Origin of the sequence: Streptomyces thermovulgaris (assembly GCF_002155915.1) — a bacterium.
In the GTDB taxonomy this organism is placed as follows: domain Bacteria; phylum Actinomycetota; class Actinomycetes; order Streptomycetales; family Streptomycetaceae; genus Streptomyces; species Streptomyces thermovulgaris.
The window spans coordinates 1-23,005 of sequence record NZ_MUME01000276.1 but is presented as its reverse complement, the minus strand read 5'-3'; the positions used below and the strand labels follow the sequence as shown (position 1 = coordinate 23,005).

The following is a 23,005-nucleotide window of genomic DNA, read 5'->3' as shown; positions in this document are numbered from 1 at the left end:
TAGCCGCCCGGGCACCGGGCGAGGAGGAGGAGCTCCACACCTTCGCCGGTCCCCGCTCGCTGTGGGGCGCCCGTCTGGCCCGCGCCGTGCACCGGGCGGTGCGCGACGCGACACCGGTCCCCGGCGGGGGATGACCGGCCCGGGCCGGTCCCGGCCCGGTGCGACGGTACGGGCACGAAAACGCCGGTGGGACCGCCCGCCGGCCGTCGGCGGACGGTCCCACCGGTCGCGGCGGCGCCGTGCCCGGACACCCGGTGCGGCGAGCGCCGTTCGGTGTCCGGGCCCCGGTGCGCCGTCCGGGCCGCGGCGGCGGGCCGGGCACCTCCCGGTCACCGCCGTGGACGGCCGTCGCCCGCGTCAGCGCCGCACCTTCGCGCCGGCGCACGCGCGCACGGTCACCCGCGCATGTGCCGTCATGAACCGCTCGGCGAGGCGGCGGAGGGCTGCGGCCGGGGCCGGCCGAGCTGCGCGGCGAGCAGATGGGCGTCGAGCAGCGCCACATCGGCGGTGCGGTCCGCCCGCGCATAGCCGGCGAGCATGCGCTTGGTGAGCGTGAGCGCCTCGGGGGAGCGCCGCAGCAGCGGCTTGACCCAGGCGTCGACGACCGTGTCCAGTTCGTCGAGGGGCGCCACCTTGTGCAGCAGGCCGATCCGGTGGGCGGTGGCCGCGTCGAAGGGCTCGCAGGTCAGCATGAGTTCGCGGATCCTGGCGGCTCCGTTCTCGGCGACCAGGCGGCCCATGGCGCCTCCCCACGCGGGGGGAATGCCCAGTCCCACCTCCGGCATGCGGAACCGGCAGGTGTCCGCCCCCGCGCGGAGGTCGCAGAAGGAGGCGAGTGCGATCCCGGCGCCGACGACCCTGCCGTGCAGCCGGGCGATGGTGACCGCATGGGTGTTCTCCAGGGCGTCGCACACGCGGTACGCCTTGTCGACGATGCGGCGTGTGGCGGTCCCGGTCGGGTCCCCCTCCAGCGCCGCCTGGTACTCCTCGCGGTCGGCGCCGAGGCAGAAGTCGTCCCCCAGGGACGACAGGACCAGCACCTGGACGTCGGGCCGCTCGTGGAGGCTGTTGAGCAGGGCGATGAGGTCGTCGAGGGCCGCGATGTTCAGCGTGCTGTCCTGCCCCGAGGGGTTGAGCCGGACCCGTACGACCGGCCCTTTCTGCTCGACGCTCAGCGCCTTGTACGGGAAGTCGGCGAAATCGTTGGTCATTTCGGTCATGTCAGAGCGACATCCAGGTTCAGCAGACGTCTGAAGGCCACACGCGGTGCCCACGCCGGACGGCGTACGAGAGCGAGACGGGGGAACCGCTGGGTCAGCTGGCGGAGGAGGGTCTGGGCCTCCAGCCGGGCGAGCGGTGCGCCGAGGCAGTAGTGGATGCCCCCGCTGAAGGCGATGTGCGCCTGCTTGCGGTGCGGGTCGAACACGTCGGGATCCTTATGCTTGGCGGGGTCGCGATGGGCCGCCCCCACCATGAGGTGGACCATCTCGTCCTTGCGTATCTCGATGCCGTCCAGGACGCAGTCCCGGGAGGAGACGCGGCTGATCACATGGGTCGGCGGGTCGTAGCGTAACGATTCTTCAACGGCTGCGGGGACCAGATCGGGCTGGACGACGAGCTGGTCCCAGTGCCGGCGGTGCTCCAGGAGCAGCAGCGTCGCGGTCGACAGCAGCGTGGTCGTGGTCTCCAGCGCCGCCAGCAGCACGAACAGGGCGAGGTAGTAGACGGCCTCGTCCGCCTTGTCCCGGTCGCTCTCCAGGGTGTCCCAGGTGGCGATCCAGCGGGACACCGGATCCTCGCCCGGGTGGGCACGCCGGTGACGGACCAGCTCCATGAAGTAGGTGCGCAGCTCCGCCGTGGCCGCGTCGGAGACGGCCAGCTGACTGGCGGAGGGCAGCAGCTCCTGGGTGAAGACCTGGTCGTGGGTCAGTTTCCGCAGCCGGGGGAAGTCCGCGGTCGGCAGGCCGAGCCAGTGTCCGATGGTGGCGATCGGCAGCTCCTCGCTGACCACGGCGTTGAAGTCGGCCTCGCCGTCGCGCAGGCGCTCGCCGAGGTCGTCGAGGAGTCCGGTCGTGATGCGTTCGACCGTCCCGCCGATCTCCCGCAGAGTGCTGCGGTCGAACATGCCTGCCGACCGGCGTACCCGGGTGTGCTCGGGCGGGTTGAGCGCGGGCAGGGTCCGGCTCATCTCACGCGAGGACGGTGCCGTCCAGCGCGTTCCGCTTCCTTGTTGTTCCCGCCACCGTGCATCGGGCTCCAGCCAGTCACGGCTGCGCAGGATCCGGTCGCACAGGTCGAATCCGGTGACCAGGTACCCGCCCCAGGGCGCTGCGACGACGTCGCCCCTCGATCTCAGCTCCTCGTAGATCGGGAAGGGGTTGGCCTGGCCTTTCGCCGTCCGCAGACGTGAGAACAGCGAAACGGCGAATCGTCTGTCGGGCGGCGGCATGACCGCAGTCTCCACGACGGCTCCTTCCTGAGTATCAGCCGCCATGCCTACCCTGACGATGGCCGGAACATACAAGGTGACTATTCCGCTTGGGAGTTGCCTATGTCACTCCCCTCGGGTCCATGCCAGGAATCGGCTGAACAGTCCCGCCTTGGGCTTGGGTGCGGGCGGCGTCGCCGGCCTCGGCGCGGGCGCCGGGGCGGGAGGAGCGGGGGACGCGGCCGTCTCCGGCACCCGGGGCTGCGGCTGCGGCTGCGAGGGCATCGGCGTCACCGGACGGGGGGTGAACCGGACCGGGAGGGACACCAGGGAGCGGCTCCACGGGGCCGGGACCCAGCTCAGATCCTTGAACGGCACGCGCACTTCGATGTCCGGCAGCCGGTTGAGCAGCGACTCGACGGCGGTGACGGCGATCATGAACGCGGCGTCCCGGGCGGGACAGGCGTGCGGACCGGCCCCGAAGGCCAGATGGGCCTTGGCGCTGAGCTGCTCGCGGTGCTCGGCCAGCCGGGGGTCGGTGTTGGCCGCCGCGAAGGAGATCAGCACCGGGTCGTTCGCCTTGATCGTCCTGTCCCCCAGCTCCACGTCGTGCGTGGGGTAGTGGGCCGCGTAGTTGGCGATCGGCGCGTAGTTCCACAGGACCCGGGTGACCGCGTCCTCCACCGGCAGCCCGGGCTGCCAGTCGTCGTCCAGGATCAGGGCGCTGCTGGTGCCGATGGTCGCCGTCAGGGGCGCGGTGCCCCCGGAGAGCATCGTCACGAGCTGGTGCAGCACCTCCTCGTCGGTCAGCTGCGCCGAGTGCTCCATCAGACGGGTCGTCAGGTCCTGCCCGGGGCGGCGCCGCTTGAGGGCGATCAGCTCGGAGAGCGCACTGCCCAGCACCTGGTCGGCCTCGGGGGTGCCGTCGAAGATGCCGCTGATGCCCATGATGACGCGGTCGCCGATGTCGGGCGGGCACCCGAACAGGTCGCTGAAGACCAGCAGCGGCAGGGGACGGGCGTAGTCGGCCATCAGCTCGGCCTGACCGAGGCGGTCGGTGCTGAACTGGCTGATCAGATAGTCGGCGGACTGCTGGGTCTGCCGCACCAGCTGGAGCTCGTTGACACCGGCCAGGCTGTCGGTGACCGCCTGGCGCAGCCGGGCGTGCGCGGCGCCGTCGCTGAACAGGGCGTTGGGCCGGTAGCCCATCATCGGCAGGGCCGGGCTGTCCTCGGGGATGCGCCCTTCGTTCAGCGCGTTCCAGCGCCGCGAGTCCCTGACGAACGACGCGGGGTTCTGCAGGATGTACAAGGCGGCGTCGTAGCTGGTGACCAGCTCGACCTGCACCCCGGGGGCGATGTCGACCGGCGCGCTCGGACCCAGGGCGCGCAGCTGCTCGTAGTGGCTGTCGGGGTCGGAACCGAACCGGGGGCCGTAGAGCTGGATGTTCCCGTGCGCGGGGCAGCCGGGCGGTGGCTCTTTTATGTCGGGGGGCTGCTGCATGGTGGGTGGCTCCTAGTCGGTGAGGGACAGAAGGTGGTTCACGAGGGTGATGAGAGCCTGCGCCGAGGAACGCTGGTCCCGTACGTCGCAGGAGACGACGGGCGTGTTCGCCGGCAGGTTCAGCGCCTCGCGCACCTCCGAGAGGGGGTAGACGGGGGTGCCGTCGAAGTGGTTGACGCCGATGGCGTACGTCAGGCCGAACCGTTCGACCAAATCCAGGACGGGGAAGGACTCGGACAGCCGCTCGGGGTCGACGAGGACCAGCGCCCCCAGCGCGCCCCGGGACAGCTCCTCCCACATCTCCTTGAAGCGCTCCTGGCCGGGCGTGCCGAAGAGGTAGAGCACGATCTCGTCGCTGAGGGTCAGCCGGCCGAAGTCCATCGCCACCGTCGTGGTGGTCTTGTCCGGAGTTCCTGAAAGATCGTCAAATCCTATGCTGGCCTCGGTGATTTCCTCTTCGGTCCGCAGAGGCTCGATCTCGGAGATGCTTCCGATGAACGTGGTCTTCCCGACCCCGAAGTGCCCCACCACAAGGATCTTCACTGCGGTGGAGACGCCTGAATCCAGGTACACGAATCACGCTCCGAATCGGGCTTTGAGGCCGTCGAGTACCGCGTTGAGGAGTTCTCGATCGACACGTTCGGCACGGGGGACGGGCTTCCTCGTGAGGACGAGACCGTTCTCCTCCAGCTCCGCCAGAAGAATCCGGACGACCCCCAGAGGCAGGTGCGTATGGGCGGCCACCTCGGCGACGGACAGAAAACCGTCCGAGACCAGGTCCAGCACCTGGCGGGCCTCCGGGGAAAGCGTGCGAGCCCTGGCGGAGGCACCCTCGTGCGCGGACACGAGGGTGGTGCGCTCATACGCGTGGTCCGGGGGCAGGGAGCGCCCATTCGTGATCACGAAGAGAGGGACTAAGGGAGAGGTCAGCTCCAGATCGTGGTCCGACTCGTCCTTCACTTGCTGCTCACCGTCCCGCGGGGTGCCAGGTATGCGTCCAGCCGGGGTACCGCCTGATGCAGGCGGGTCGTGAAATCCTCGATGTCGGCGTCCTGTTCGGCCGCCGCGGCGAGGAAGGCGCCGCGGCCCGCCGAGATGAGGAAGATCCAGCCGTGCTGGAACTCGATCACGGTCTGCTTCCAGCGCGCGCCCTCCTGCACGCCGGCGAACTGCGCGGTGGCACGGCTGTAGGCGTGGATCCCCGTCATCGCCGCGGAGATCGTGTCCGCCAGGTCCTGGCTCATCCCCGTGGTCGTGCCCCGGGGAAGCCCGTCGGCGCCCAGCAGCACGGCGTGGCGGGCACCCCGTACGTCCTTGACCGCCTCGTCGAGTTCGGCGATGGGGATCCCGGTCCCGCCGGCGGCCTTGTGCCGGTCCTCCTCATGGGCGGACTGCTCGGCCGGGGCCGGGGCGTCCACCCTGGGCGGCGAGGTGAGGTTGTTGCCGAGCCGGGCGACGAGCCGGTGCATGCGGAAGGAGATCTGCTGCATGTCGACGTCGGGCTCGGCCGCCGCGGCCAGGTACGCCCCCTGCCCCGCACCGATCAGGAAGATCCAGCCGTGCGAGAACTCGATGATCGTCTGGTTCCACTGCCGGTCCTCTCCCGGCCCGGCGAAGTGGGCGGTCGCCCGGCTGAGCGACTGCATCCCCGCCATGGCGGCGGCGATGGTGCTCACGTCCTTCCGGGACATGCCCTCGGTCGCCCCGCGGGGAAGGCCGTCCGCGGACAGCAGAACGGCGTGCCGGGCCTTCGGCACGTTGTTCACGATGTCATCGAGCATCCACGACAGGTCTGTGGTCATGAGTCATCGGACCCTTCGAACGGTGCCGAGGCGAGGTTCCGGCCCGAGAGCGTGCCGCGCCGGAAGGCCCCCAGACTGCGGCCGGCACGGCCGGCCTCCTCCGACGTCGTGGCGGGCGGCTCCGAGGTCTCCTCGGGATCGGGAACGCTTGCGATGGGCACCTGACGTGCCCCTCGCCTGGGCAGACCGTGCGCGGTGCGCGCCACGGACTCCGACCGGGCCGAGGCGCTGCGGACGGTGCCGAGCGGAGTCGTTTCGGACGGCGTGATCTCCTCCTCGGTCCACAGCTCCTCGGGCAGCAGCACGACGGCCCGGACACCGCCGTAGCGGGAGACGCCGGTGACGTCCACACGGAAGCCGTACTGCCGTGCCAGCAGACCGATCACGGGGAAGCCGAACTTCGGCTGGGTGCCCAGCTGCGACAGACGGGGGAGGCGCTCACCGGAGAGCAGCGCGGTCGCCTTCTGCCGGTCCTCGTCGCTCATGCCGACACCGGCGTCGTCGATCACGATGCACAGGTTGTTCTGCACCCGCTGGAAAGTCACCTCGATCGGCGACCCCTGCTGGGAGAAACTGGCGGCGTTGTCGAGAAGTTCCGCCACGGCGAGCGCGACAGGGGAAACAGCGGATGCCTTCAACGCAAAACCGGTCTGCTGCATGATCTCAACACGCCGGAAATTGCGAATCTGCGACTGTGCGCTGCGCACGACGTCATACACACTTGCGGCTTTGGTGCGGCGACCCAGCGGAGCACCACACATCACCGCAATGCCCTGGGCCTTGCGCGCCATTTGCGCATTGGCGTGGTTGACTTCCAGCAGATCGGCCAGGACCGCGTGTCCGCCGTATTTGCGCTGGATTTCCTCGAGGAGTGTCAGCTGTTCCGCGGCAAGGCTCTGCAAAAAGCGCGCGGAACCCTTGAGAACGGCCTTGGTGCTCTCCTCCGCGGCCTCCTCGGCCTCCCGGATGGCCTCGGCCTGCCGGGCCTTGTGCTGCTGCAACTCAGCCCTTAAATTGGCGAGTTGTCCCTCGGCCTCGCCGAGCTTCTGTGTCAGTTCGGCCTCTATCCGATTCTTTTTCGCCGTTATGGCTCTGTTGCGGTGATTGAGCACCAGGGCCGCCGCAACGGCGAGCACCACCGCTGCAGCCAGGCACCAAACAAGTGCGTCTTGATTCATGGAAACCTTTCCTGGCGTGTTGCCTGCCGCCGTCGGCGGATGTACCTCGCGGGATTCCGTGGCACAACCACTCGGAACGACTCGACCGCCGTTGCGCCGAGCGCGAGCCGACCTCAATGCAGCGCCCGGCCGAGTGGGCCGAGGTCACAGACGTGGGGGATGCTATCACTCACATAGGGCATCCATTCGCAACTGTTGTGAGATCGCTCTCGATCGGCCTCGTAAGCCTCCCCTGACCGTGCGGCATACGCTACTTATACGGTCGTTTTGTCTAGGGCAGCGGCGGTGATCATTGCTTGAAGAGTGCACGAACTTCACAACCGCTGGCCGCTTTTTCACAATCCCGTGGACAACAGCGGCCCGTGTCCGCTAGGAGCCGCCGCCGCACGGAAGGTTTCCGGCGGGCCCGCCGCCCGGACGGCGTGCGTCCGCGCGGGGCCATGACCCCACGGCCGGGACGGGGGGCCGGCGGTCGCCGGGCAGGCGCTGGCGTCGCGCCGTCACACACCCCGTGCCGCCGCGCCCTTGACGGCCGGCAGGGGCGCGGCGGCACGAGAGGAAACGACCGTGTGCGGCGCGGTACGAGGGAGCGTGCCCGTGCGGGAGATGCGGGAGAGGGGTGCCCTCCCCGGGGACCCGGGGAGGGCACCCCTCTCCCCGGCGGCCCGCCGGGGAGGGCGGGCGCCCCGAGGAGCGGGAGATGCCGCGACGTGTCACCGGGACGGGCACCGTGACATGAGCGTCCCGGGGCCCTCCGGCCGGGAACGACCGGGGCCGCCGGACCGGGCGCCGAGGGCTACGGCCGCTTCTCGCACGGACGCCCGGGCGTGCGCCGGCCCGTGATCCACCGGTGGACGACGGCCTGCGGCAGCCGCCCGTCGGCGGCGATGACCTCGGCGGGTATGCCGGCGCGCCAGGCGATCAGAGCCGCTCTGTGCAGCTCGGCGGCACGGGCGGCGAGACCGGCCTGGTACGCGGCCGCGGAGGCGCGGGCGAGCTTGGGGGCGTCCTCGGTCAACTGCCGGGCCGCCAGGCGGACGGCGCGGCGGGCGCGCAGTTGGGCGAGGGTGTTCACGTCGCTGCGGCTGGTCACGTTCGCCATGGGAACCTCCTCGCCCCGCGCGGGGCGGGGCGGACCGGGGGCACGGCAGCCGTCGGCGCGGCGGAAGACCGGGAAGAGGGCTACCGGATGCCCGGGGAGCAGGGGGACATGGGAGCGCAGGGCCCGGCAAGGCCCGGACTACTACTGCTGGAATCCATGTCACTCACCTCCTCCGTGCCGGCAGCGAATCCCTCATCGTAGCCGGATTTTTCCGCGGCTGAAAGACCTCCATGGATCCGCGGCGGAAGGACCGGCACGGCCGCCGGTGCCGTCATTCGACGGGCCAGGTGTGGACCGGGGCGTTGAGATGCATGTAGTCGCTGTACACCTGCGTCATGCGCCGCAGTGCCTCGTGACGGCCGCAGTGGAGGGTGTCGTCGAGGTGGTGGAACATCTCCTTCTGCCAGACCGCTCCGTTGCGGCCGGTGACGCACCGCTGCTCGATGATGCCCAGCAGGGGCTCCCGCCAGGCGGCGTCCATCCCGGAGAGCTCCAGCCCCCGGTGCGCCAGCGGCAGCAGCCGCCGCAGGACGAGCTCCGACACCGGCACCTCGCCCATCCCGGGCCAGTACAGCCGTGCCTCGATGCCGTGCCGGGCCGCCGTGTGCAGATTCTCCTCGGCGGCCGAGAAGGACATCCGGGACCACACCGGCCGGTCCTCCTCCACCAGGGCGCGGGTGAGGCCGTAGTAGAAGGCGCCGCTGGCGAGGGTGTCGGCGACGGTCGGACCGGCGGGCAGCACACGGTTCTCCACCCGCAGGTGCGGTTTGTCGTTGGCGATGGCGTAGACCGGGCGGTTCCAGCGGTAGATGGTGCCGTTGTGCAGGGTCAGCTCGGCCAGCTCGGGGACGTCGCCGCGGTCCAGCGTCTCCGTCGGGCTCTGCTCGTCGCACAGGGGCAGCAGCGCCGGGAAGTAGCGCAGATTCTCCTCGAAGAGGTCGAAGACGCTGTTGATCCACCGCTCCCCGAACCACACCCGGGGCCGCACCCCCTGCACCTTGATCTCCTCCGGGCGGGTGTCGGTGGTCTGCTCGAACAGCGGGATACGGGTCTCGTGCCACAGCTCCTTGCCGAACAGGAACGGCGCGTTCGCCGCCAGCGCGACCTGGACGCCGGCGATCGCCTGCGCCGCGTTCCAGTAGTCGGCGAACTCCTCCGGGGACACCTGGAGATGGAACTGGGTGCTGGTGCAGGCGGCCTCCGGAGTGATCGTGTCCGTGTAGGTGCGCAGCCGGTCCTCGCCGTCCACCTCGATGCGCAGATCCTCGCCCCGGGCCGCGAAGACCTGGTCGTTGAGCAGCCGGTAGCGTGGATTCTCCGACAGTGCCGCCTCGCCGACGTCCTCCTGCCGCAGGGTGGGAAGGATGCCGATCATGATCAGATGCGCGCCGACCGACCGTGCGCGCTCCTCCGCGTGGTTCAGCGCGGCGCGGATCTCCGACTCCCAGGCGTCGGGGCCGCCCGCCGTCAGCAGACGGGGCGGAATGTTGATCTCGAGATTGAACCGGCCCAGCTCCGTGGACCAGGCGGGGTCCGCGATCGCCTCGAGCACATCGCTGTTGCGCATCGCCGGCTCCGCCTCGTCGCCGACCAGGTTCAGCTCGATCTCCAGTCCCACCTGGGGCCGCTCGGACTCGAACCGCGACTCGCGCAGCATCTGCGCGAGTACCTCGAGGCACTCCTGCATCTTGATCCGGTACCGGCGGCGGTCCTCGCGGGTGAAGACCATCGCCGGGACGTCACGTCCCATCGGCCCTCCCGGATTCCTCCCGGGGACACCTCATCTCCCCAGCGTCGCACCACCGGGCGGACCTGACCAGGCGGGCGAGGCGGGGCCGGCGGCGGCACGGCACGCGACGGCCCCGTGGAGGAGCCCGGGAAAGGCCAGGACGGCCCGCGACGCCGCCCGCCGGCCCGGAAGAACACGGAAGGACCGGCGACCGGCCGCCGCGGGCCGGGCGCGGTGCCCGGTTGCGGCAGGTGGTGGCCGGCAGCAGACTGAGGCTGGTGGGTCAGGCCCGCCGCACCGCGACCGAAGCCCGTCGAACCGGCCCCGGCCGGCCGGTTCCCGGCTCAGCGCGGACGGATCCGGCACGGCGTCCGCAGCGGTCTTCTGCGCGTCGCTCATGACACCTCCCGCCCGTCCGCGGACCACCGAACGTCCCCCATCCCACAGAGGTGTCCGGCCATGGGCGGCATCAACGGAACGGCCCTGGAGGGCCTGCGCGAGGCGCTGCGCGGACCAGTGGTCGCGCCCCAGGACCCCGGCTACGACGAGGTCCGCAGCATCTACAACGCGATGATCGACCGGCGTCCCGCCGTCCTCGCACGCTGTGTCGACGCCGCGGACGTCAGGACCGCGATCTCCTTCGCCCAGGACAGGGGCGTGGACCTCGCGGTGCGGGGCGGCGGCCACAGCGGACCTGGACTGTGCCTCGTGGACGACGGCCTCGTCCTCGACCTGTCCCCGATGCGCTGGGTGCGGGCCGACCCGGCGACCGCCACCGCACAGGTGGGCGGCGGCTGCCGGCTCGGCGACCTCGATCACGCGACCCACACCTTCTCCCTCGGGATCCCGACGGGCATCAACTCCACCACCGGCGTGGGCGGTCTCACGCTCGGCGGCGGCCACGGATACCTGACCCGCACGTACGGACTCACGATCGACAGCCTGCTGTCCGCCGACGTCGTCCTCGCCGACGGCACCTTCGTCACCGCCTCCGAGACGGACCACCCGGACCTGTTCTGGGCCCTGCGGGGCGGCGGCGGCAACTTCGGCGTGGTCACCTCGTTCACCTTCCGGCTGCATCCGGTGCACACGGTCGGCTTCGCCGTCACGGTGTGGCCCGTCGACCGCACGCCCGAGGTGCTCCGCTGGTACCGGGAGTTCCTGCCCGCCGCGCCGGAGGACCTCTACGGGTTCTTCGCCCTGCTGGTCGTGCCGCCCGGACCGCCGTTCCCCGAGCCCCTCCACGGGCAGCGGATGTGCGGCGTGCTGTGGTGCCACACCGGCGGCCCGGACGAGGACCGGCTGGCCGAGACGCTGACCGTCGTGAACGACCCGGCCCCGCCCGCCTTCCACTTCTCCGCCCCCATGCCCTACATCGCCCTGCAGAGCATGTTCGACCCCCTGTATCCGAAGGGGCTGCAGTGGTACTGGCGCGGCGCCTTCTTCGACACGATCTCCGACGCCGCGATCGACGTCCATCTCAGGTACGGGCAGAGCCTCCCCACCGGCCTGTCGACGATGCACCTGTACCCGGTGGACGGCGCCGCCCACCGGCTCGGAGCGGACGACACCGCCTGGGCGTACCGGGACGCCGTCTGGTCGGGGGTGATCGTCGGCGTCGACCCCGAACCGGACCGTGCCGGCCTCATCCGGCAGTGGTGCGTCGACTACTGGAGCGATCTGCACCCCCACTCGATGGGCGGCTCCTACATCAACTTCCTGGGCCGGCAGGAGGGCGCGGAACGCGTCCGCACCACCTACCGCGGCAACTACGACCGTCTGGCCTCGGTCAAACGCACCTACGACCCCGGCAACTTCTTCCGCGCCAACCAGAACATCCCGCCCGCGGCCGGATGACGGCGGCGGGCGGGGCCGCCCCGCTCCCGCGACGGCGGCCGGTCACAGACTCAGGGTGACGGCGGCGCCCAGACCGCCGAGGCCGAGGGCGAGACCGGCCTCCGGCCATCCCCCCTTGCCCCAGGGGAAGATCCGGTCGACGGCGAGCCGGCCGGGGCCGATGGCGGCGATCGCCAGGGCGACGACGGCGATGGAGACGTTGTACTCCAGGCCGCCGTCGGCCGCCCACAGACCGCGGCTCCCGGTCACGGTCGCCATGGCGTTGATCATCACGCCGATCAGGGCGGCGGACGCCAGCGGGGTGAGCAGTCCCAGGGCCAGGCCGAGGCCGCCGAGCAGCTCGGACAGGCCGCCGAACACGGCGAAGACCTCCCCCGGGCGATAGCCCAGGGACTCGAACCCCCTGCCGGTGGCCGACAGACCGCCACCGCCGAAGAGGCCGAACAGTTTCTGGGCGCCGTGGCCGGCCATCAGCAGGCCGAAGGTCAGCCTCAGGAGCAGCAGCCCCCAGTCCGAGGCCGACGACCGGGAAGCGGCAGCGGGCCGTGCCGCCGGCTCCGGGGCGGCCGACGTTGGGTGCAGAATGTTTTTTCCAACCATGTGAATACTCCGAAGAACGCCGGAAGGCGCAGCAGCCGCGCCTGCCCCCTCTGCCAGGCTTCCGCACCGGTTTCGCCCCTGCATCCCGGCGCGCGACGGCCGGGGCGAGCCGGCCCGGTCCGCACGGCACCCCCCGGCCCGCGTCGGCCGAACGGGTGAAGCGAGCAGGACGTTCATCCGGGTGAATCAATTCCGCGCATGATCGCCCCGGGGCCATGCGCGGGTGAACCAGAATTGCCGAAACCCCGTGCACCGCCGGTTCGTTCCGGCCGCCCGGGGCACCACCAATGCCCTGTCCCCGCCGACCGCGCTGGCCGCCCTGTCCGCACTGGCCGTGCTGTCCGCGGGGTCCGTGACACCCGCCGCCGCGCAGCCGGCCGCCGGGCAGGGCGCCCCCGCACCGAGGGAAGTGACGGCCGCCGAGGCCAGGACGGACGCGTACCTGAACCCGGTGTGCGACCGCCCCGGGCCGCCGCGGGACTTCTTCGTGCGGCTGCCCAAGGGCGGTGATCTGCACAACCACCTCTCCGGCGCGGTGTCCGCGGAGTACCTCATCGAGCTGGCCGCCGAGGGCGGGCTGTGCATCGACACCGCGACGACGACCGCCGTCACCCCGCCGTGCGGCCCCGGTACGCGCCCCGCCGCCGACGCCCGCACCGACCGCGCCTTCCACGACGCGCTGGTGCGCGCCTGGTCCATGGAGGGCTTCCCGCCCGGCCAGAGCGGCCACGACCACTTCTTCGCCACCTTCGGGAAGTTCGGCGAGGTCACCTGGCGGCACCGGGGCAGGATGCTCGCCGAGGTCGCCGACGACGTCGTACGCCAGAACCAGTTCCATCCGGAGACCATGGTCGCACCGGCCTCCGACGGCGCCCGGCGGCTGGCCGACGAGGTCGGCCGGGACGACGACCTCGCCGCCCTGCACCGGAAACCGGTGGCCGGCGGGAAACTGGACGAGCCGGTGGCCGAGGCCCGCAAGGAGGCCGTCGGCGCCGCCCGCACCGAGCGCGCCGGGCACGGTGTCGACCTCGTCCACGAGGACGACTGGCAGCAGACGGCACGGACGACGGCCGCCCGCCGGATCGCCGTCGAGGTGCCGTTCACCAGCAACGCCCAGATCCTCGGGGGCAAGGGGGCCGACCACCCCTTCACCGTCTACCGCCGCTACGGCGTCCCGGTGGTCCTGGCCACCGACGACCCCGGTGTGTCCCGGACCGGCATCAGCCACGAGTACGCGTACGCGGCCGCCGCCTACGGCCTGGGCTGCCCGGGCTGAAGGACCTGGCCCGCGCCTCGCTGGAGTACGCGTTCCTGCCGGGCCGCAGCCTGTGGGAGGGCGATCCCACGGCCCAGGGCTACCGCTTCACCGCGGCCTGCCGCGGCGAACGCCCCGGCGAGCCCGTCCGGGCACCGGCCTGCCGGCGCCTGCTGGAGGACAGCCCGAGGGCACAGGTGCAGTGGGAGCAGGAGGCCGCCTTCGACGCCTTCGGGCGCAGGCACACACGCGCGGTGCGCTGAGCCCGCCCCTGCCGTGCCCGGCACCCCGCGGGGGCGCCGGGCACGGCCTTTGCCCCGGTCTGCTCCGGACCGCCGCCCCGGCCCGGACCCCGTCCCCGCCGGGCCCTCAGCTGTCGAAGTCGACGGTCAGCGTCTCGGAGACGGGGAACGTCTGACAGGTCAGCACATATCCCGCGGCGACCTCGGAGGGCTCCAGCGCGTAGTTGCGGCGCATGTCGGCCTCGCCCTCGGTGACCAGGGCACGGCAGGTGCCGCACACACCGCCCTTGCAGGCGAACGGCAGGTCGGGGCGCACCCGGCTCGCTCCGTCCAGGATCGTCGTCCCGCGGGGCAGCGGCGAGGTGGTGGAGCGGCCGTCGAGAGTGACGGTGACCTGGCTGACCGGACCCTCCGCGACGGCGTCCTCGTGGCGGACGGTGCGGACCGGCTCGTCGTCGGCGAAGAACAGCTCCCGGTGGACGCGCTCCTCGGGCACACCGAGGTCCCCCAGGAGCTTCTGCGCGCCCTGGACCATCTCGTGCGGACCGCACAGCCACCAGTGGTCCACGCCGCGCACGTCCACGAACCCGTCGACGAGCGCGGCGAGGCGCTCGGCGTCCAGGCGCCCCGACAGCAGCTCGGCCTCGCGCGGCTCCCGGGACAGCACGTGCCCGAGCTGGAAGCGGGTGGGGTAGAGGTCCTTCAGGTCCGCGAGCTCGTCGGCGAACATCACCGTGTCGGCACGGCGGTTGCCGTAGAAGAGCGTGACCCGGGAGCGGGTGTCGGCGGCCAGCACGGACTCGGCTATGGACATCATCGGGGTGATGCCGGAGCCGGCGGCGATCAGGACGTGGTGGCCCGGCTCGGTGAGATCGGGGGTGAAGGCACCGGTGGGCGCCATCACCTCGATGACGTCCCCGGGGCGCACCTCGTGGACCAGCCAGGAGGAGAACAGGCCGCCGGGCACGACCCGCACACCGATGCGGGGGCGGGCGCCGACGGGGGAGCAGATGGAGTACGAGCGGCGTTCGTCACGGCCGTCGATCTCGCGGCGCAGGGTGAGCGTCTGGCCGGGCCGGTGGGCGAACTCCTCCGCCAGCTCGTCGGGTATGTCGAAGGTGATGGCGGCCGCGTCGGCGCACAGCGGCTGCACCGCGGCGACCCGCAGCGGATGGAAGGCCGGACGGCGCCGCGGACGCGCGGGGGCGGCGGACACGGAGGTGTCCGTCGTCGTGGGAGTCGGGCCCATCAGATCTCCTTGACGTACTCGAACGGCTCCAGACAGCCGCGGCAGCGCCACAGCGCCTTGCAGGAGGTGGCGGAGAAGCGGGAGGTCTCCTCGGTGTCCGAGGACCCGCAGCGGGGGCAGGCCACGGCACGGCGCGTGGCCGACAGCCTGAGCGGCACCGGCCCGCCGGTGCGCCGGGGTGCGGCGAGGGGCGGCGCGATGCCCGCCTCGGCGAGCTTGCGGCGGCCCTCGGGCGTGATCCAGTCCGACGTCCACGGCGGATCGAGCACCGTGCGGATCTCCACCCGGGCGAAGCCGGCCGCCCGCAGCCGCGCGGCGACGTCGGCGCGCATCTCCGCCATCGCGGGACAGCCCGAGTAGGTGGGGGTCAGGCTCGCGACGACCGTGCCGTCCGGCAGCAGCTCGACCCCGCGCAGGACGCCGAGGTCGGCCAGGGTGAGCATCGGCAGCTCCGGGTCCGGGACCTGTCCGGCCACATGCCGGGCACGCCGCTCGTCCAGAGTGGTCACCATGTCGCCTCCGGATGGGCGCGGGCCACGCTCTGCAGCTCGGCCAGCAGAGGGGCCAGGTGTTCGGTGTGGTCGCCCTCTCTGCCCTGTCCGGGCAGGGCCTCGGCCCCGGGCAGCTCCAGCCCGGCGGCGTCGAGGACCTGCCGGAGCACGGCCGTGGTCTCCTTGCGCACCTCCGCCGGGTCGATGCCGAACCCCGGCCGGGCCGCGAAGAGTTCGTCCAGGTACGGGGCGACGCCGGCCAGGGCCTTCCGCATCCGCCGGTGCGACTCCTCGGTGCCGTCGCCCAGACGCACCGCCCAGTCGGCCGCGAACTGGCGGTGGTAGGCGAGCTCGTTGACCCCCTTGGCCGCGACGGCCTTCAGGACCGGGTCCGGTGCGGTGGCCGCGAGCCGCTGGAAGACGGCCAGGCGCCAGCAGGACAGGACCAGCAGCCGGGTGATGGAGAACGCGAAGTCGCCGTTGGGGAGTTCGGCGAGCCGGACGTTGCGGAAGTCCTCGGCGTCGCGGAAGTAGGCGTAGGCGTCCTCGTCCCGGCCGCTGCCGTCCACCTGCCCGGTGCGGGAGTACAGCAGCCGTGCCTGGCCGAGCAGGTCCAGGCCTATGTTGGCCAGGGCCATCTCCTCCTCCAGCTCCGGCGCCCGGGTGCACCACTGGGCCAGGCGCTGCGCACCGACCAGGGCGTCGTCACCGAGGGCCAGGCAGCACGCGGCCAGCTCGGCGGCGTCGACCGTGGCCGGCACGGTGGTGTCGACGCCGTGCAGCGGGTCCTCGAACCCGGTGCCGAAGGCCCAGCGGGCGTCCGCGTCCCCGTGGTCCGCGGTCAGGGACAGAAAGACGTGGTCGTCGGTGACGTCGCTCATGCCGTCCTGCTCCTACCTGCTTCTAGATGTGGGGGACGTCGTCGGGGATGTCGTAGAAGGTGGGGTGGCGGTAGACCTTGTCGGCGCTGGGAGCGAAGAAGGGGTCCTTCTCGTCGCGGGTGGAGGCGGCTATGTGCTCCGAGCGCACCACCCAGATGCTCACGCCCTCGTTGCGCCGGGTGTACAGGTCGCGGGCGTGACTGAGCGCCATCGCGTCGTCGGCGGCGTGCAGCGAACCCACATGGACGTGGTTCAGGCCGCGCTTGCCGCGGACGAACACCTCGTACAGCGGCCAGTCGTTTCTCGTGCTCCCGGTGCTGCTCATGCCGCCGCTCCTTCCTGGGCGCTTTGGTCCTCGCGCTTCCGCCCGGCCCGGGCGGCCTGCTTGGCCGCGTGGGCGAGCGCCGCCTCACGCACCCAGGCGCCCTCCTCGTGGGCCGCCCGCCGCCGTGCGATGCGCTGTGCGTTGCAGGGTCCGTCGCCGCTGATCACACGCTTGAACTCGGCCCAGTCGGGGGTGCCGAAGTCGTAGTGGCCGCGCTCCTCGTTCCAGCGCAGCTCGGGGTCGGGCAGGGTGACGCCCAGCTTCTCCGCCTGAGGGACGGTCATGTCGACGAAGCGCTGGCGCAGTTCGTCGTTGCTGTGCCGCTTGATCTTCCAGGCCATCGAGGCCGCGGAGTTGGGGGAGTCGTGGTCGGGCGGGCCGAACATCATCAGGGACGGCCACCACCAGCGGTTCACCGCGTCCTGCACCATCTCGCGCTGGGCGTCGGTGCCGCGCATCATCGTCATCAGCAGCTCGTAGCCCTGGCGCTGATGGAACGACTCCTCCTTGCAGATCCGCACCATGGCGCGGGCGTACGGGCCGTACGAGGTACGGCACAGCGGCACCTGGTTGCAGATCGCCGCACCGTCGACGAGCCAGCCGATCACACCGACGTCGGCGAAGGTCAGCGTCGGGTAGTTGAAGATCGACGAATACTTCTGCCGGCCCTCGATGAGACGCTCGGTGAGGTCCGCGCGGTCGGCTCCCAGGGTCTCGGCCGCCGAGTACAGGTACAGGCCGTGTCCGGCCTCGTCCTGGACCTTCGCGAAGAGGATGGCCTTGCGGCGCAGCGAGGGCGCCTTGGTGATCCACTCGCCCTCCGGCTGCATGCCGATGATCTCCGAATGGGCGTGCTGCGCGATCTGCCGGATCAGCGTCCTGCGGTAGCCCTCGGGCATCCAGTCCCGGGGCTCGATCCGCTGGTCCTTCGCGATCGTGGCGTCGAACTGCTCCTGGAGCCCCGGCTCCGCGCCCCCGCCGTCCGACCGGGCGCCCTGTGACGTGGTCATCGATAACCAGCTCCCCAACCGACCGTTCGTTCGGTACTTAGTGTGTCTGATTCCCGCCGCTCCGGCAACCCCTGGTCCGGGCCCGTCCGAACCGCCGGCCGCCTCCCCGGTCCGGCCCTCCGGCGCGGGCCCGTGGCCGCTTTGCCGCCCGCCCCGCGAAGGCCGCCGCGCGGGTCCCGGGCCATGTGCGGGACACGGGCCGGCGGGCCGCCGACGGCGGCCCTCGCGTGCCCCGGGCGGTGCGAAGCGGGCGCGGCCCCGGTCCGTGCGCTTCTCAAGGAGCGGTGTCCCGTGCCCCTCGAGGAGCGGTGTCCCGTGCGCCGGGCCGCCCCGCGTGCCGCCCGGGGCCGTGGCTCACACCCGTTCCACCAGCATCGCCACGCCCTGCCCCACGCCCACGCACAGCGTGGCCAGGCCCCGGCGGGCGTTCTCGCGCTCCAGACGGCCCAGCAGCGTGAGCAGGATGCGGGCACCCGAACAGCCCAGCGGATGGCCGAGCGCGATGGCACCGCCGTCGGCGTTGACCTTGTCCTCGTCGAGCTTGAGCCGGCGGATGACGGCCAGGGCCTGCGCGGCGAAGGCCTCGTTGAGCTCGACGGCGTCCAGGTCGGCGGTCTGCCATCCGGCGCGGGCCAGCGCCTTCTCCGTGGCGGGCACCGGCCCCAGGCCCATGAGGTTGGGCTGCACCCCGGCCGAGGCGGACGTCACGACCCGGGCACGGGGGGTGAGCCCGTACCGCTTCACGGCCGCCGCGCTCGCCACCACCAGGGCCGCGGCCCCGTCGGACAGCGGCGAGGAGGAGCCCGCGGTGACGATGCCGTCCTCGCGGAAGACGGTGCGCAGCCTGCCCAGCTTCTCCAGGGTCGTCGACGGGCGCGGCCCCTCGTCGCGCTCCACGAGGCCGTCCCTCACCGGGACCGGCACGATCTCGCGGTCGAAGTGCCCGGCCTCCTGCGCGGCGACGGCACGCCGGTGGCTGCGCAGCGCGAAGGCGTCGGAGTCGGCACGGGTGATGCCGTCGAGCGCGGCGACCTCCTCGGCCGTCTCGCCCATCGACAGGGTCACCTTCACCTCCCGGGGGTCCGCCCCGGCGGGCACCGCGCGGTCGGCGGCGGCGAACCGCGGGTTGGTGAAGCGCCAGCCCAGGGACGTGTCGTGCACCTGACCCGGCCGGGCCCAGGGGGTGCCCGGCTTCTCCATGACCCACGGGGCCCGGGTCATGGACTCCACGCCGCCCGCGACCACCAGGTCGGCCTCCCCGGACCGGATCGCCTGGGCCGCCGAGGCGACCGCGGTCAGGCCCGAGGCGCACAGCCGGTTGACCGTGTAGCCGGGCACCGTGTGCGGAAGTCCCGCGAGCAGCACGGCCATGCGTGCCACATTGCGGTTGTCCTCGCCGGCCTGGTTCGCCGCGCCCAGGACGACCTCGTCCACGGCCTCGGCCGGGACCGCGGCGCGGCGCACGGCCTCGCCGACCACCAGGGCGGCCAGGTCGTCGGGGCGCACGGAGGCCAGGGAGCCGCCGTAGCGGCCCTGCGGGGTACGGGCCCCGTCGATGAGAAAGACCTCGTCAGACATGGGTGTCCTTCCGTCGGAGGGGACTGCGGACGACAGGGTGACGCGCACGGCTTGCCCAGGTGATCCCGGAAGGCCGCCTCGCCGGCTTCGCGGCCCGCCTCTTGACAGGCGGTGGTGATACTTGATTCCTTGACGGCACCGAAGCTAACCGAATGTTCGGTTGGCATACAAGGCGGTGGGAACGTGGAGCAGGGCACTGGCGTGGATCCGGGTCCGGTGGAGACGATGTTCGCCGCGGACCGGGCCTCCCGGTCCCTGGGCATCGAACTGGTGCGGCACGGCGAGGGAACCGCGGTGCTGCGGATGACCGTGACGCCGGCGATGGTCAACGGACACGGGATCGCCCACGGCGGCTATCTCTTCCTGCTCGCCGACACCGCCTTCGCCTGCGCCTGCAACAGCCATGGGCCGGTGACCGTCGCGGCCGCGGCCGACATCGACTTCGTCGCCCCGGCCTACGAGGGCGACGTCCTGGAGGCGACGGCCCGCGAGCGCACCCGGTACGGCCGCAACGGGATCTACGACGTGAGCGTCCGGCGCATCGGCGCCGGCCCGCGCGCGGCGCGTTCCGCCGAGGGGCAGGGCGGAAGACGGGAGGACGAGGTGATCGCGGAGTTCCGCGGGCGCAGCCGCAGCATACGAGGCACGAAGACGAGGGAGTCGCGATGAGCAGCGGACCGACGGCCCCGGAGGACCGGAGCCCCCGGCTGGGACGGCCGATCCCGGACGAACTGCTGGACGACGGCGAGCGCCTGACCCGAGAGCAGCTCCGCGAGCTGCAGCTCGACCGCCTCCGCGCGACCCTGCGGCACGCCTACGACAACGTCGAGCAGTACCGCAAGAAGTTCGACGAGGCCGGAGTGCGGCCCGAGGACTGCCGCAGCCTCGAGGACCTGGCCCGGTTCCCCTTCACCACCAAGGCCGACCTGCGCGACACCTACCCCTACGGCATGTTCGCCGTCCCCCTGTCCGAGGTCCGGCGCATCCACGCCTCCAGCGGCACCACCGGCCTGCCCACCGTCGTCGGCTACACCGAGAACGACCTGTCGGTGTGGGCCGACGCCGTCGCCCGCTGCATCCGCGCCGCCGGCGGCCGGCCGGGCCACAAGGTCCACATCTCCTACGGCTACGGCCTGTTCACCGGAGGCCTCGGCGCGCACTACGGCGCCGAACGGGCCGGGTGCACCGTGATCCCCGCCTCGGGCGGCATGACCGCGCGTCAGGTGCAGCTCATCCGGGACCTCCAGCCCGAGATCATCATGGTCACGCCCTCCTACATGCTGACCCTGCTCGACGAGTTCGAGCGGCAGGGCGTCGACCCGCGCTCCACCTCCCTGAGGATCGGCATCTTCGGCGCCGAGCCCTGGACGGAGGCCATGCGCCGCGAGATCGAGGAGCGCATGGACATCCACGCCGTGGACATCTACGGCCTGTCCGAGGTCATGGGCCCGGGCGTGGCGCAGGAGTGCGTGGAGACCAAGGACGGCCTGCACGTCTGGGAGGACTACTTCTACCCCGAGATCGTCGACCCGGTCACCGGCGAGGTCCTGCCCGAGGGCGAGAGCGGCGAGCTGGTCCTCACCTCGCTGGCCAAGGAGGCCCTGCCGGTCGTCCGCTACCGCACGCGTGACCTCACCCGTCTGCTGCCCGGCACCGCACGGCCCGCCTTCCGCCGCATCGAGAAGATCACCGGCCGCAGCGACGACATGATCATCCTGCGCGGGGTGAACGTCTTCCCCAGCCAGATCGAGGAAGTGGTCCTGCGGGTGCCGGACGTCGCCCCGCACTTCCAGATCCAGCTGACCCGGCGCGGCCGCATGGACCACATGACGGTCCAGGTCGAGGCCCGCCACGGCGCCACCCCGCAGCAGCGCGAGGCGGCCGCCGCGGCGATCGCCAAGGGCGTGAAGGACTCGGTGGGCGTCAGCGTCGAGGTCCACGTGGTCGACCCGGAGACCCTGGAACGCTCCGTGGGCAAGATCCGCCGGGTCAAGGACCTGCGCGAGAAGTGACGAACGCCCCCGCCGGCCGGCGCACCGCCCGCCCCGGGCACCGGACCGCGTCCGGCGGCGGGCGCGGGCACCGCCCGGCCGGCCCTTCGGCACCGGACCGCGCCGGAGGGCCGGCCGGACGGTGCGGTCAGGGCTCCTCCCGGCCGGCGGCGGCCGCGTCCAGGCGTTCGCGCTGCGGGACGACGACGTAGGCGGGGTCCTCGGTGGAGGAGACACCCGCCGCGAAGACGGCGAAGCGCTGCAGGGCACTTCCGGCGAGCAGGGCCAGGCCCGCCGCGACCGCGGCCGGGCGGCTGCGCCGGGCGACGGACCCGGCCGCGAGCGCTCCCGCCAGCGTCAGACCCTCCGCGGCCAGGCGCAGCCGCCCGGCCCGGCCGGTGGTGTACGCCGTGGGCACCAGGCCGGGGCGGCGCTCGATCAGCCGGGCCGCGACGATCTCCGCCGCCGTGCCGAGCACGGCGAGCCGCCGGGCGGGGGACGCCTCGGCCGGCGGCGCCGCCAGCATGCCGAGCCCGGAGGCGCTCGCGGCCGCCGACCCGGTGAACAGGAAGGGCAGCTGCCGGTGGGCGTCGTGCCAGGCCGGCACGGCCGTCTGGGAGAGCAGCACGGCCGTGTACGCCGCCAGCGGCGGGGCGAGGGCGGCCGCGGACAGACCGGCCGGCCGGGCGGCCCGCCACAGCAGCCGGCCGGGCGGCCTCGCCCGCAGCGGGGCGGGCAGCAGCTCGGCCGCGGCGGCCAGAGCGCTGCCGGGCCCGTAGGCCACGAGGATCCAGGTGCCGACGGACATCGGCGAACTCGGTTTGGCGACCCGCAGCATGTGGTGGAACCGCTCGGGCCGGCCGAGGTCCGCGATCAGCAGTCCGGTGCTGGCCGCGAGTGCGGCGAAACCGCCCAGGCGTCCCGCCCGGCGCAGGACGGGACGCCCCGTGAGATCGGCACCGGCGGCGAGCAGGGCGGAGCCGGCCGACAGCCCGCCGGTGAACAGATAGGCCGGGATCTCCCACCGCCACACCGGGGGCTTCAGCACCGGCCGGCCGTAGTAGGAGCGGAACGCGGGGCGCGGCGCGGCGGACCGCTCGCCGTGCGCCCCCGGGGCATCCGGTCCGGACGCGCGCGCATGGACCTCGCCGGCCCCGGCGTCGCCGTGCGGCCCGCGCGTTGCGTCACCGCCCCCGCTCATCGCCGGCCCCCCTTCCCGAGGCCCTTCCAGAAGACGGCGGCGGACGCGGTCAGCAGGGCCGAGGCGGCCACCGCCGCGTGCTTCCACATGGACGCGAGATCACGCGTGGGCACCACGGGATCCGGGGGCAGCCCGTACACCTCCGGGTCGTCCAGCAGCAGGAAGAAGGCACCGTCGCCGCCCACGCCGTCGTTAGGGTCGCGGCCGTACAGCCGTGCCTCGCCCACGCCCGCCTCGTGCAGGTCCGCCAGCCGCCGGTCGGCCCGCTCCCGCAGCTCGTCGAGCGGGCCGAACTGGATGGAGTCCGTGGGGCAGGCCTTGGCGCAGGCGGGCTCCAGCCCTCCGCGCAGCCGGTCGTAGCACAGGGTGCACTTCCAGGCGCGGCCGTCGTCGGGCCGCCGGTCGATGACTCCGTAGGGGCAGCCGGAGACGCAGTAGCCGCAGCCGTTGCAGATGTCGGGCTGCACCACGACCGAGCCGAACTCGGTGCGGAACAGCGCCCCGGTGGGGCAGACGTCGAGACATCCCGCATGGGTGCAGTGCTTGCACACGTCGGAGGACATCAGCCAGCGGAACTCGGTGC

Annotated in this window: 21 protein-coding genes and 2 pseudogenes; 5 read left to right on the top strand and 18 right to left on the bottom strand. The window is 72.4% G+C overall.

Features of this window, described 5'->3' with window-relative positions:
• A pseudogene (locus tag CCN35_RS29655) lies at nt 1-134 on the top strand (adenosylcobinamide amidohydrolase); the annotation flags it as partial.
• Between the two features lie 279 nt (nt 135-413).
• Here the strand turns inward: CCN35_RS29655 and CCN35_RS20775 are convergent.
• The 9 genes from CCN35_RS20775 to CCN35_RS20735 form a co-directional block, all read right to left on the bottom strand.
• Entirely contained in the window at nt 414-1,220 is an 807-nt protein-coding gene (locus CCN35_RS20775; protein ID WP_067390961.1) for an enoyl-CoA hydratase/isomerase family protein, read from the bottom strand.
• Nucleotides 1,217-2,449 (bottom strand): cytochrome P450, encoded by a 1,233-nt coding sequence (locus CCN35_RS20770; RefSeq protein ID WP_067391224.1) that lies wholly within the window; start codon nt 2,447-2,449, stop codon nt 1,217-1,219. Before CCN35_RS20770 ends, CCN35_RS20775 begins: the two co-directional genes overlap by 4 nt.
• Nucleotides 2,450-2,554: 105 nt before the next feature.
• Nucleotides 2,555-3,931: a cytochrome P450 family protein gene (locus tag CCN35_RS20765; protein WP_067390964.1), complete on the bottom strand. Its 1,377-nt coding sequence runs from the start codon at nt 3,929-3,931 to the stop codon at nt 2,555-2,557.
• Nucleotides 3,932-3,943: 12 nt separating this feature from the next.
• On the bottom strand, nt 3,944-4,504 hold the full coding sequence (locus tag CCN35_RS20760; RefSeq protein WP_067390967.1) for a GTP-binding protein: 561 nt from the start codon (nt 4,502-4,504) through the stop codon (nt 3,944-3,946).
• Between the two features lie 3 nt (nt 4,505-4,507).
• Nucleotides 4,508-4,891: a DUF742 domain-containing protein gene (locus tag CCN35_RS20755; protein ID WP_067390970.1), complete on the bottom strand. Its 384-nt coding sequence runs from the start codon at nt 4,889-4,891 to the stop codon at nt 4,508-4,510.
• On the bottom strand, nt 4,888-5,733 hold the full coding sequence (locus CCN35_RS20750) for a roadblock/LC7 domain-containing protein (protein ID WP_236560565.1): 846 nt from the start codon (nt 5,731-5,733) through the stop codon (nt 4,888-4,890). Before CCN35_RS20750 ends, CCN35_RS20755 begins: the two co-directional genes overlap by 4 nt.
• Complete coding sequence (locus tag CCN35_RS20745; protein ID WP_067390973.1) at nt 5,730-6,911, bottom strand: ATP-binding protein; 1,182 nt, start codon at nt 6,909-6,911, stop codon at nt 5,730-5,732. Before CCN35_RS20745 ends, CCN35_RS20750 begins: the two co-directional genes overlap by 4 nt.
• A gap of 796 nt (nt 6,912-7,707) precedes the next feature.
• The gene (locus tag CCN35_RS20740; RefSeq protein WP_067390975.1) at nt 7,708-8,013 is read right to left on the bottom strand and encodes a hypothetical protein; all 306 of its coding nucleotides are present in this window, start codon (nt 8,011-8,013) and stop codon (nt 7,708-7,710) included.
• A 271-nt stretch (nt 8,014-8,284) separates the two neighbouring features.
• Complete coding sequence (locus tag CCN35_RS20735; RefSeq protein ID WP_067390978.1) at nt 8,285-9,763, bottom strand: glutamate-cysteine ligase family protein; 1,479 nt, start codon at nt 9,761-9,763, stop codon at nt 8,285-8,287.
• Nucleotides 9,764-10,201: 438 nt separating this feature from the next.
• On the opposite strand from CCN35_RS20735, the gene CCN35_RS20730 reads away from it, so the two are divergent.
• The gene (locus tag CCN35_RS20730) at nt 10,202-11,599 is read left to right on the top strand and encodes an FAD-binding oxidoreductase (protein WP_211285557.1); all 1,398 of its coding nucleotides are present in this window, start codon (nt 10,202-10,204) and stop codon (nt 11,597-11,599) included.
• A 42-nt stretch (nt 11,600-11,641) separates the two neighbouring features.
• Here the strand turns inward: CCN35_RS20730 and CCN35_RS20725 are convergent, their stop codons facing one another.
• The gene (locus CCN35_RS20725; RefSeq protein WP_067390981.1) at nt 11,642-12,199 is read right to left on the bottom strand and encodes a DoxX family membrane protein; all 558 of its coding nucleotides are present in this window, start codon (nt 12,197-12,199) and stop codon (nt 11,642-11,644) included.
• Nucleotides 12,200-12,491: 292 nt separating this feature from the next.
• Between CCN35_RS20725 and CCN35_RS20720 the strand changes: the two are divergent.
• Nucleotides 12,492-13,717, top strand: a pseudogene (locus CCN35_RS20720) (adenosine deaminase).
• A gap of 106 nt (nt 13,718-13,823) precedes the next feature.
• Here CCN35_RS20720 and paaE read toward each other — a convergent pair.
• The 6 genes from paaE to CCN35_RS20690 form a co-directional block, all read right to left on the bottom strand.
• On the bottom strand, nt 13,824-14,945 hold the full coding sequence (gene paaE, locus CCN35_RS20715; RefSeq protein WP_067390984.1) for a 1,2-phenylacetyl-CoA epoxidase subunit PaaE: 1,122 nt from the start codon (nt 14,943-14,945) through the stop codon (nt 13,824-13,826).
• Nucleotides 14,945-15,457, bottom strand: a complete 513-nt coding sequence (paaD, locus tag CCN35_RS20710) for a 1,2-phenylacetyl-CoA epoxidase subunit PaaD (RefSeq protein ID WP_067390987.1) — start codon at nt 15,455-15,457, stop codon at nt 14,945-14,947. The genes paaE and paaD overlap by 1 nt, the downstream gene beginning before the upstream one ends.
• Nucleotides 15,451-16,317, bottom strand: a complete 867-nt coding sequence (gene paaC, locus CCN35_RS20705; protein ID WP_067390989.1) for a 1,2-phenylacetyl-CoA epoxidase subunit PaaC — start codon at nt 16,315-16,317, stop codon at nt 15,451-15,453. Before paaC ends, paaD begins: the two co-directional genes overlap by 7 nt.
• Before the next feature lie 22 nt (nt 16,318-16,339).
• Entirely contained in the window at nt 16,340-16,642 is a 303-nt protein-coding gene (gene paaB, locus CCN35_RS20700; RefSeq protein ID WP_067390992.1) for a 1,2-phenylacetyl-CoA epoxidase subunit PaaB, read from the bottom strand.
• On the bottom strand, nt 16,639-17,652 hold the full coding sequence (gene paaA, locus CCN35_RS20695) for a 1,2-phenylacetyl-CoA epoxidase subunit PaaA (RefSeq protein WP_067390995.1): 1,014 nt from the start codon (nt 17,650-17,652) through the stop codon (nt 16,639-16,641). Before paaA ends, paaB begins: the two co-directional genes overlap by 4 nt.
• Nucleotides 17,653-18,006: 354 nt before the next feature.
• Entirely contained in the window at nt 18,007-19,230 is a 1,224-nt protein-coding gene (locus tag CCN35_RS20690; RefSeq protein WP_067390999.1) for a thiolase family protein, read from the bottom strand.
• A gap of 225 nt (nt 19,231-19,455) precedes the next feature.
• Here CCN35_RS20690 and paaI point away from each other — a divergent pair, with 225 nt between their 5' ends.
• Together paaI and paaK are read left to right on the top strand one after the other, a co-directional pair.
• A complete protein-coding gene (gene paaI, locus CCN35_RS20685) occupies nt 19,456-19,899 on the top strand; it encodes a hydroxyphenylacetyl-CoA thioesterase PaaI (RefSeq protein WP_067391233.1) in 444 nt (147 codons plus the stop codon).
• Nucleotides 19,896-21,242, top strand: coding sequence for a phenylacetate--CoA ligase PaaK (gene paaK / locus CCN35_RS20680; protein WP_067391001.1), 1,347 nt, complete (start codon nt 19,896-19,898; stop codon nt 21,240-21,242). Before paaI ends, paaK begins: the two co-directional genes overlap by 4 nt.
• Before the next feature lie 127 nt (nt 21,243-21,369).
• Here paaK and nrfD read toward each other — a convergent pair whose 3' ends face one another.
• Both nrfD and CCN35_RS20670 read right to left on the bottom strand, forming a co-directional pair.
• A complete protein-coding gene (nrfD, locus tag CCN35_RS20675; protein ID WP_067391004.1) occupies nt 21,370-22,422 on the bottom strand; it encodes an NrfD/PsrC family molybdoenzyme membrane anchor subunit in 1,053 nt (350 codons plus the stop codon).
• Nucleotides 22,419-23,005 (bottom strand): 4Fe-4S dicluster domain-containing protein (locus CCN35_RS20670; RefSeq protein ID WP_143631701.1); only part of this gene is annotated, 587 nt, incomplete at its 5' end. The genes nrfD and CCN35_RS20670, both read right to left, overlap by 4 nt.